Below are 8804 nucleotides of genomic sequence, written 5' to 3' on the forward strand. Positions count from 1 at the left end.
TCATAAAATAAACAATAAATGACCAAAAAATCTTTTAAAAAAGCGGATCCAAATTATCAAAAAGAATTAGCAAAATATGGTAATCCGATCCCAAGCAGAGACTACATTCTGCAAATCATCCGTGAAAATAATGCCCCAATGAGTCGGGAAGAAATTCTGACCGCACTTTCAATTAAAAGTGATGAACAACAAGAAGCCATGCGCCGCCGCTTGCGCGCCATGGAGAATGATGGACAATTAGTTTTCACTAAACGTAAACGCTATGCCTTGCCTGAAAAATTGGATTTATTCAAAGGCATGGTCATTGGCCATCGCGAAGGCTATGGCTTTTTACAAGTCGAAGGTAAAAAAGAGGATCTCTTTATTCCTAATCACCAAATGCAACGTGTAATGCATGGTGATTTTGTATTAGCCCAACCTGCTGGCTTAGATCGTCGTGGTCGTCGTGAAGTCCGTATTGTTCGCGTACTTGAAAGTCGTAAAAAACAAATTGTCGGCCGTTTCTTCTTAGAAAATGGCTTTAGCTATGTTGTGCCTGATGATAGCCGTATCGGACGAGATATTTTAGTCCCTAATGAACACCGAAATGGCGCCCGAATGGGGCAAGTTGTCGTGGTTGAATTGCAAGAACGCTCTGCCTCCTTTACTCAACCTGTTGGTATCATTACCGAAATTCTGGGTGACAATATGGCAAAAGGGATGGAAGTGGAGATTGCTCTTCGTAATCATGACATTCCTCACCAATTCCCAAGTGCGGTCGAAAAATACGTGAAAAAATTCACCGAAGAAGTGCCTGAAGAAGCAAAAAAAGGCCGTGTGGATTTACGCAATCTACCACTGGTTACCATTGATGGCGAAGATGCGCGTGATTTTGATGATGCCGTATATTGCGAAAAAAGCGGTAAAGGCTGGAAGCTTTGGGTGGCAATTGCCGATGTCAGCTATTATGTGCGTTTACGTTCTGCATTAGATACTGAAGCTTATAACCGAGGTAACTCCGTTTACTTCCCAAATCGTGTTGTGCCAATGTTGCCGGAGATTTTATCGAACGGATTATGTTCACTGAATCCACAAGTTGATCGCTTATGTATGGTGTGTGAAATGCACATTTCTGCAAAAGGTAAACTCACGGACTATCGTTTTTATGAAGCGGTAATGAACTCTCATGCACGTTTAACCTATACGAAAGTCGCGGCGATTTTAGACGGTGATGATGAGCTCTGCACCCGTTATCAAGGGCTAGTACCACATTTAGAAGAATTACATCATCTCTATCAAGCGTTACTCAATGCACGCAAACAACGTGGTGCCATCGATTTTGAAACCATCGAAACCAAATTTATTTTCAATGCCATGGGACGAATTGATCGCATTGAACCTGTTGTTCGAAATGATGCGCACAAAATCATTGAAGAATGCATGATTCTTGCAAATATTGCAGCAGCAAACTTTATGGAAAAACATAAAGAGCCTGCACTCTATCGTATTCATGCCACACCGAGCGAAGAAAAACTGACGTCTTTCCGTGCGTTTTTAGGTGAATGTGGCTTAAGCCTTGAAGGCGGCATGAAACCGACCACAAAAGATTATGCGAAATTATTAGAGCAAGTGAAAGATCGTCCGGATCATGAGCTTATTCAAACCATGTTGCTCCGTTCATTAAGCCAAGCAGTTTATCATGCGGATAATATCGGCCACTTTGGTTTGGCGTTAGAAGAATATGCACACTTCACTTCCCCGATTCGTCGTTATCCAGATTTAACCCTACATCGTGGAATTAAATATTTATTAGCAAAAGAAAAAGGTGCTAAACGTAAAACCACAGATACTGGCGGCTATCATTATTCTTTTGATGAAATGGATTTATTAGGCGATCACTGCTCTATGACAGAACGCCGTGCCGATGATGCCACTCGTGAAGTAGCAGATTGGCTGAAATGTGAATATATGCAAGATCACGTAGGTGCTGAATTTAGCGGAGTGATCTCATCTGTAACGGGCTTTGGCTTATTCGTACGTTTAGATGATTTATTCATTGACGGCTTAGTCCATATTTCCACTTTAGATAACGACTACTATCAATTTGATGCGGCAAAACAACGTTTAATCGGTGAAAATAGTGGTATGATCTACCGTCTTGGCGATAAAGTAAAAATTCGTGTAGTTGCCGTTCATTTAGAACAAAAAATGGTAGATTTCAGTTTAGTCGAAAGTGCCAGAAAACCACGTAGTGTGGGCAAAACAGCGAAACAAAAAGCGAAAAAAGTCTTTAAGGAACTGCCACCTAACGCGTCAAAAAAACGTAAAAGTGCGGTCAAAAATAAAGACGTTTCTAAGAAACCGACGAGAAAACGGAAGAAATAATAAATAAGAGAACCCTATGTCAGAAAATATCTATGGTATCCATGCTGTAAACAGCATTTTAGCAAATAGCCCTGAACGTTTAATTGAAGTATTTGTGCTGAAAGGCCGTGAAGATAAACGCCTACAACCCTTACTCAATGAGCTCTATGCTTTAGGCATTGCGGTGCAATTTGTAAACCGTCAAACATTAGATAAAAAATCCAATGGAGAGGTGCATCAAGGTGTGATTGCGCGTGTGCAAGAAGCGAAAGAGCTGAATGAACATGATCTGGATGAACTTCTTACTCGTAAACAAAATCCACTTTTATTGGTGCTTGATGGCGTGACAGATCCCCATAACCTGGGTGCCTGTTTACGTACTGCAGATGCTGCTGGTGTGAGTGCTGTTATCGTACCAAAAGATAAATCCGCTCAACTCACTTCTATCGCACGTAAAGTGGCTTGCGGTGCTGCAGAGACTGTGCCATTAATTCGTGTAACTAACTTAGCGCGTACTTTACGAGATCTACAACAAAATCATAATATTTGGGTGGTAGGTACAGCTGGCGAAGCAACAGAAACCATTTATCAAAGTAAACTGACTGGTTCTCTTGCTTTAGTGATGGGAGCCGAAGGTGAAGGCATGCGTCGCCTTACCCGTGAGCACTGCGATCAACTCATTAGTATTCCAATGGCAGGCTCTGTTTCATCTCTGAATGTTTCCGTTGCGACAGGCGTATGTTTATTTGAAATTGTGAGACAACGTCTTGCCGCCTAAAAACGCGTGAAAAAACGACCGCACTTGATATAAAAAATGCCGATAAATCATTATCGGCATTTTTATTATTTTGAAATCGTTTTCCCGAATATCATGGAAAGCACTAAAGTACATAATGCGGGTACAAGCCACGCAAGCCCTTGTGAATAGAGCGGGAAATGAGTCATGATTTGATGTAAGCCTTCCGGCAACATATCCAAGTTTTTCAAGCTATCAATTAAACTAAAACAAACTGTCACAAAAATAGTGGTGTAATAGCTCAATCGAATAGAAGGCAATTTATTACGCACAAGCTGTAAAACCACCAACATAATCGCCATCGGATAAATCAAGAATAATGCTGGAATCGTGACACGAAGTAATTTTGTTAATCCATACTGTGAAATGATTGTCGTCATTGCAGTGAAGAAAACAATCCAGAATGGATAAGAAAAACGTGTCGAAAACTTAGAGAAATAATCACCACAAGCACTGGTTACACCCACTAATGTGGTTAAGCTTGCTAAAGTAATAATCCCTGCCATAATCCACGTTCCCGCAGAACCAAATAAACTATTCACATAACGAGAGAAGATTTGGCCACCATTTGTTGCATCTTGCGCCACCGCATCAGAAGTCGCGCCTAAGTAGAATAAAGAAAAATATAAGCAACCTAATAAAATAACTGATACCAAACCAGCTGAAATCGTATATTTAACAATCTTTTGCAGATTCGTTACATTTTTTGCAGCCAATGCACGTGCAACAATGCCACCAAATGCAATCGCAGCCAGTAAATCCATGGTTTGATAACCACTAATTAAGCCTGTGGTTAATGCTGAATTCTCGGCATAAGCCTGTGAAGGCGCAACAATATCAGAAAGTGGTGAAACAAAAACGGTAATACCGACAACCACCAATAACACCAACAATGCTGGGGTCATTACTTCACCCACCGTTGAAATAATTGTGCTTGGACGAATCATGAATCCCATCGCGATAATATTAAAAAGCACAGAAAAAATAAGACGTGCCGTCTCGCTATCTTCAAAAAGCCCCAATGGTAACCATGCCATTTCATAAGCCACGTTGGTAATTCGAGGCATGGCAAAGGTTGAACCGATCACTAAATAAAGAATCGTTAAAAAGGCTACACCAGCCCAATTGGGTAAATCCTTGGTTAGTTCTTCACCACGTCCTAACACTGATACAACAACCAATGTAATAAATGGCATGAGTACGCCCGTTACCACAAATCCCATAGAGGCTGTTGCCCAATGGTTACCTGCGGTGTAACCTTCCATCGGAGGAAAAATAATATTTCCTGCGCCCAAAAACAGGGCAAAAACCATCATACCTAATACGATGATATCTTTTTTTGAAAACATAGGTAGTCTCGACAAATAAAATAAATTGCCGAATTTTACTCTAAATACCCCTTAACTCCAAACGTAGAAATGGAAAATATGGATAAATCATAATTTTAATCAAATAAATTGCCCCACTAAATCTATATTTACTGACGGTATTCCCCAAAAGTTAGAAATTTTATGATAGTATCCAAACTTTGTTATTTTTTATTATATTTTTAGGAGAGGATGAATGAATAAACTTAGTTTGACTCAACAAATTCAGCGTTTTTTAAAATTAGAATCAGCTGGCGGAATTTTATTACTTTTCTCAGCGGTAGTCGCAATGCTATTAGCCAACTCACCGCTTAATCAAACCTATAATGACTTTTTAAACTTACCAGTCAGCATTCAAGTAGGGACTTTTTCTATCGATAAAACCTTAATTCACTGGATCAACGATGGTTTTATGGCGGTATTCTTTGTTTTAGTGGGAATGGAAGTCAAAAGAGAATTATTTGAGGGCTCCCTTTCAAGCTATCAACAAGCCGTTTTCCCTGCTATTGCAGCGGTGGGGGGGATGATCATTCCTGCATTAGTTTATGTATTTATCGCCCAACACGATCCCGCTTTAGCCGATGGCTGGGCTATCCCAATGGCAACAGATATTGCCTTTGCTCTTGGTATCATGGCGTTATTAAGTAAACAAGTGCCACTCCCACTAAAAATCTTTTTACTTGCTTTAGCAATTATTGATGACTTAGGCGCAATCGTTGTTATTGCACTGTTTTTCTCACACGGATTAAGTGTACAAGCACTCATCTTTGCTGCAGTTTCTATTGTTGTACTTATCGCATTAAATCGCTTTAAAGTGACCGCACTTTGTGCCTATATGGTGGTGGGAACAATCTTATGGGCTTCGGTATTAAAATCAGGCGTGCATGCTACCCTTGCTGGCGTTATCATCGGATTTTGTATTCCATTAAAAGGCAAAAATGGCGAAACACCGTTACACGACTTTGAGCACATTCTTGCCCCTTGGTCATCCTTTGTTATCTTGCCATTATTTGCATTTGCCAATGCGGGGGTAAGCTTTGATGGCATTGATCTCAGCATGCTGACATCTCCATTATTGCTCGCGATTTCGCTTGGCTTAATTATCGGAAAACCACTCGGCGTATTTGGTTTCAGTTATCTTTCCGTTAAACTTGGCATCGCAAAACTACCACAAGGCATTAACTTAAAACAAATTTTTGCCGTGGCGATTTTATGCGGTATTGGCTTCACCATGTCGATGTTCTTAGCAAGCCTAGCCTTCAACGCTGATGCTGGTGAAAGCATTAACTCCCTTTCTCGTTTAGGGATCTTATTAGGCTCCACTGTTTCTGCGATTGTGGGGTATATCGCGTTAAAAGCGACTACAAAACTACCTAGCTAATCACGTCTTACAAAAAATCCTTTGCCAATTTAGCAAAGGATTTTCTTTTTTATTCAAAAAGTCTTTTAAGTTCTTTCTCGTAGAGATAAATATTCATTGGATTTGTTGGCAGTAACGAATCGAGATATTCATTTGCACGTTTTACATATTTATCATGATTTTTATCGTGGTTTTCAATCACATCAAGTAAAACTTTTGCGCCCTCAAATGCATCAAATTCATTGTAGTAATACCCTACACCTTTTGGTAATAACTTGGAGTTATGAATAAAAGGATAGCCACCATATAACGCATCATTGTAAGCATAATTCAGACCATTTTCCCATTGGTGGCTTAATACTACATCAACATAACGGGTAAGAAAATCAGGCATTTGATAACGCCCTTCTACTGTCATCACATCGTCTTTTACAAGATTAGTTCGACCAATAAAATTAAAAAATGTTGGATTATCTCTTTTGTCGTAAGTATTACACATATAAACATTTTTAATTTTTTCTGGAGCTTCTCTATAAGCCTGCTCTGCAATTAAAATAGGAATAAAACTGGTTTTCACTACATTAATATTTGCTTCAAAAGATGCAATACGTTTTGCTTTTTTCTCAGCATCTGGTTTATAACCAAAAATAAGATTGTGCTGATTCTTGATTCGTTTAATTACTTTATCACAAAATACTGGTGACCAAATTGCAGGCACAACATAAGTAGAACAGCGATACATAATAGAAAAATAAGATTTACAAGTATTTTCATGTTGTGGAATCATCCATACAGCATCAAATAATGTACCATTAAATACTCTGCCCGCTTCCTTCTCAAAAAGGAAGTTTTCCACATCCATAATAAAATCATTGCCCATTTTATAACAAACGACTTTACCACTATGCTCATGCATACGGCTAACTTGATGAGGTTCAATAACTAATGTACCTTCAATTAATACATCTAATTGATCAATGACATCTTCAATATAGGCATATTTAATATTCAATCCATCTAACATAAAACCATCTGGAGGAGTAGTTCGTTTTTCTGGCCCCCAAGATACTAAAACCACATCATCCACAATGTCGGAATGTTGAAATAAATGATAAAGATGAATCACATTTTGATTTGCGCCATTTGCCCAAATATCTGTTACTTTTGCTTCTAAATTAAAAGTAATTCCAATTTTATATTTATGCATACTCTATTTCCTCTTCTATTATTTAAATTATCTAAAAGTGCGATCAAAAATAAAACTGTTTTTTAAATAACTTAAATAATAAAAATCACTCGGATATTCCTACCCGAGTGATTTATTTAGTTTAGTCGATCATTACCATTGATAGCCTACACCGGCACCAACATTATAATCGCCTTGTGTAGTTGCGGCTCCGCTCACTTTGAAGATAACTTTATTGTTATCACTTGCACGGGAGTAACCTACTGCAACAGCACTTTCACCTTTGTAGTTACCTACTCCAAGGCCAACCATTGAACCGCCTGGTTTAGTCACTTGTGGAATATTCGCTGCAGCTGTTGCTCCTGCGATACCACCACGAAGTTTCTTATCAGTTTTCTTCAATTCGCTACGAACTGCACCAACTGAGCGATTAACATATTGTTTATTCGCTGCATCCGTACCACGAACTGGATCTGCTACATTCGTGATTCGGCGTTCATTACCAACTGAACCAACTGAAACAGTGTTGGCTTCATTTGCCACAGAACCTTGACCTAATGCCACAGAGTTATTTGCTGTCGCTTTCGCGCCTTGACCCACAGCTGTTGAGTTTTTACCTGAAGCTTGTGAGTTATTACCTAACGCCGTGCCATTTTCACCACTTGCATTCGCACCGTAGCCAACCGCAGTTGCATCTTTACCTTTCGCTTTCGCACTATCACGTTTGCTAGTGTTATCTGCTGCAAATGCTGTTTTGCCATCTTTACTGATCAAACCAGAATCTTCAATACGTTTCGCAGAACTTTCTGCTGCAGTTGCAGAAGATGCAGCCGCAGTAGCTGAACTTGCTGAAGACTTCGCTGATTTATCTGCTTCTACTGCAGAGCTTGCAGAAGACTTCGCGGATTTATCTGCTTCTGTTGCAGAAGATGCTGCAGATTTAGCTGACTTATCTGCTTCAGTTGCAGAAGATGCTGAAGATTGCGCAGATTTATCCGCTTCTACTGCAGAGCTTGCTGAAGACTTCGCAGATTTATCTGCTTCGACTGCAGAAGATGCTGAAGATTGCGCCGATTTATCTGCTTCAGTTGCAGAAGATGCTGCTGATTGCGCAGATTTATCCGCTTCAACTGCAGAGCTTGCTGAAGATTTCGCAGATTTATCTGCTTCAGTTGCAGAAGATGCTGAAGATTGCGCCGATTTATCTGCTTCGGTTGCTGAAGATGCTGCAGATTTAGCTGACTTATCTGCTTCAGTTGCAGAAGATGCTGAAGATTGCGCAGATTTATCCGCTTCTACTGCAGAGCTTGCTGAAGACTTCGCAGATTTATCTGCTTCGACTGCAGAAGATGCTGAAGATTGCGCAGATTTATCCGCTTCTACTGCAGAGCTTGCTGAAGACTTCGCAGATTTATCCGCTTCAACTGCAGAGCTTGCTGAAGATTTAGCAGATTTATCTGCTTCAGTTGCAGAAGATGCTGATGACTTCGCGGATTTATCTGCTTCGGTTGCAGAAGATGCTGCTGATTGCGCTGATTTATCTGCTTCAGTTGCAGAAGATGCTGAAGATTGCGCCGATTTATCTGCTTCGGTTGCAGAGCTCGCTGCAGATTTAGCAGACTTATCTGCTTCGGTTGCAGAAGATGCTGCTGATTGCGCTGATTTATCCGCTTCAGTTGCAGAAGATGCTGATGACTTCGCTGATTTATCTGCTTCTACTGCAGAGCTTGCAGAAGACTTCGCGGATTTATC

The 8804-nt window shown here is 40.0% G+C and carries 7 protein-coding genes; 4 read left to right on the top strand and 3 right to left on the bottom strand.

All coding sequences use genetic code 11. The features are described 5' to 3' along the window. Positions 1-18 precede the first annotated feature (18 nt). Together rnr and rlmB are read left to right on the top strand one after the other, a co-directional pair. Positions 19-2364, top strand: coding sequence for a ribonuclease R (gene rnr / locus QP437_RS01750; protein ID WP_285266723.1), 2346 nt, complete (start codon positions 19-21; stop codon positions 2362-2364). A gap of 16 nt (positions 2365-2380) precedes the next feature. Then, a complete protein-coding gene (gene rlmB / locus QP437_RS01755) occupies positions 2381-3121 on the top strand; it encodes a 23S rRNA (guanosine(2251)-2'-O)-methyltransferase RlmB (protein WP_005698098.1) in 741 nt (246 codons plus the stop codon). Positions 3122-3186: 65 nt separating this feature from the next. Here the strand turns inward: rlmB and brnQ are convergent, their stop codons facing one another. Next, positions 3187-4488, bottom strand: coding sequence for a branched-chain amino acid transport system II carrier protein (brnQ, locus tag QP437_RS01760; protein ID WP_285266724.1), 1302 nt, complete (start codon positions 4486-4488; stop codon positions 3187-3189). A 214-nt stretch (positions 4489-4702) separates the two neighbouring features. On the opposite strand from brnQ, the gene nhaA reads away from it, so the two are divergent. Continuing rightward, entirely contained in the window at positions 4703-5887 is a 1185-nt protein-coding gene (gene nhaA, locus QP437_RS01765; RefSeq protein ID WP_285266725.1) for a Na+/H+ antiporter NhaA, read from the top strand. 49 nt (positions 5888-5936) lie between these two features. Here the strand turns inward: nhaA and QP437_RS01770 are convergent, their stop codons facing one another. Next, positions 5937-7073, bottom strand: a complete 1137-nt coding sequence (locus tag QP437_RS01770) for a DUF2827 family protein (protein WP_285266726.1) — start codon at positions 7071-7073, stop codon at positions 5937-5939. A gap of 132 nt (positions 7074-7205) precedes the next feature. After that, a complete protein-coding gene (locus QP437_RS01775; RefSeq protein ID WP_285266727.1) occupies positions 7206-7826 on the bottom strand; it encodes a YadA-like family protein in 621 nt (206 codons plus the stop codon). On the opposite strand from QP437_RS01775, the gene QP437_RS01780 reads away from it, so the two are divergent. Beyond that, on the top strand, positions 7807-8804 hold a 998-nt coding region (locus QP437_RS01780; RefSeq protein ID WP_285266728.1), incomplete at its 3' end, for a hypothetical protein. The genes QP437_RS01775 and QP437_RS01780 overlap by 20 nt on opposite strands.

Source organism: Haemophilus sp. UMB1048, from assembly GCF_030218125.1.
Classification (GTDB): domain Bacteria; phylum Pseudomonadota; class Gammaproteobacteria; order Enterobacterales; family Pasteurellaceae; genus Haemophilus_D.